Source organism: Mesorhizobium sp. M7A.F.Ca.CA.001.08.2.1 (assembly GCF_003998455.1).
GTDB classification, from domain to species: Bacteria; Pseudomonadota; Alphaproteobacteria; order Rhizobiales; family Rhizobiaceae; genus Mesorhizobium; species Mesorhizobium ciceri.
Genome location: NZ_RZPW01001103.1, coordinates 1 through 1515, shown reverse-complemented (window position 1 = coordinate 1515; position 1515 = coordinate 1). Strand labels below are relative to the sequence as shown.

Annotated in this window: 1 protein-coding gene and 2 pseudogenes; all 3 read left to right on the top strand. The window is 60.3% G+C overall.

Annotated features, from left to right (window positions below):
* Positions 1 to 403 (top strand): hypothetical protein (locus EN914_RS38840; RefSeq protein ID WP_206523777.1); only part of this gene is annotated, 403 nt, incomplete at its 5' end.
* Positions 404 to 833: 430 nt separating this feature from the next.
* Positions 834 to 1101: pseudogene (locus EN914_RS35185) on the top strand (type II toxin-antitoxin system ParD family antitoxin).
* Positions 1102 to 1104: 3 nt separating this feature from the next.
* A pseudogene (locus tag EN914_RS39645) lies at positions 1105 to 1415 on the top strand (type II toxin-antitoxin system RelE/ParE family toxin).
* Positions 1416 to 1515: the final 100 nt, after the last annotated feature.

Genomic DNA, 1515 nt, shown 5'->3' with positions numbered 1-1515 from the left:
GCCGGCCTGTCATCAGGCGCCCGCAACCAGCCAAGCCAAGCCGCCAGACAGAAAACAAATCCTCTCCCCAAAACCAACATCAAAAACAGCCCGCCAGCCACAAATGCCCGCGCGCCGTTTTGATATGGGGGACTGCCGAAGCTTCTCGGAATACGCCGGATGGTCCGAAAGCGAAGCCGAAGCTGCGGGACAAAAGAACCAAATCCCGTCCCGCAAACCAAACTTCACTAAGCAACAGCCCGCCTGGCATCAGCCGGCGGGCTGTTCGCGTTCAAGGGACAATGGTGCCCGCAAGCGGCAGTCCTCGGCGCACAAAGAGGACTCAGCCGACAAGGTACGACAACAAACAAAGCCTCAACAAAACAGCCCGCGGGCCGTTTGCGTTTGGGGGACCGGCAAGTGAAGCGCCAGGCCGCCGCCATGGCCGGATCAACCGAATCGGAGACGGAAAAGACAAAGCCATCCGATCCTCGTGCCAGGCATCGGTGATGCCGGTGATGATTTGCAATCAAATACGAAATGAATTTGGTTGGGGTGGTGTTCGATTCAGCCGGCTTTTGTGGCCACCCTCGACCATGACCCACCCTCGACCATGACAATGACTGATGACCGCGAATATCGACCTGCATGTGAATCCTCGATCGCGCCGGCGGCCGGTGTGTCACGCCGCAATAGCCGCAAGTGCCGTTGGTCGAGCGGCCTAGGGGCGTTGAAGCGATGCCTCGATCATGCCGAATCAAAGCGAAGGGTGATTCTCTGCGGATGAGTCACGCGAGGTAAGGCATGGCCGAATCGGCGCCAGATTCGGAATCGCTCCCCGCAGGAGGTTGCCAATGCCAAATTACGCTTTTGAATGACCACTACGAGAGCTTCATCAGGAAGCAGCTCGAATCAGGCCGCTACAACAATGCCAGCGAGGTTGTCCGCGCGGGCCTGCGCATGCTCGAGGATTTCGAGGCGGAGCGAGAGAAATGGCTGCGCGAGGAGATACCAGGGCGCCTGGCTGAACTCCGGCAGGATCCGATGAAGGGCATCCCTGCCGACACGGTCTTCTCCCGGCTGGAGGCGCGTCATCGCTCCAAGCAGGCGGAAGCCAAGTAGGGGATGGAGTATCGGATTGTCTTCCACTCCAAGGCGGAGTCGGAGCTGGAGCAACTCTACGATGACCTAGCCGGACGTGCGTCGCCGGCGATCGCCCGGAATTTCATTGCGGGTATCCGCGACCATTGTCTAGGCCGTCGACTTTTCCACAGCGGGGCACCGAGCGGGTCGAGATCATGCCGGGGTTGCGGATTGTTGGCTATCGCCGCGCCGTCAGCATTGCCTTCGCCGTCGAGGGTGGGCGGGTGCTGATCCTGGGCATCTTCTACGCTGGCCGGAACATCACGCCGGAATTGCTCGAGAACCGGCTCTAAACGGCGCTTCGGTGGAGAATTGCTCTGCAGCCATCGAGGCGCGACGGGTGCGATGGCACTCATCAGCGCCTCGAGCTCGGGACGCATCACAGGGATGGTA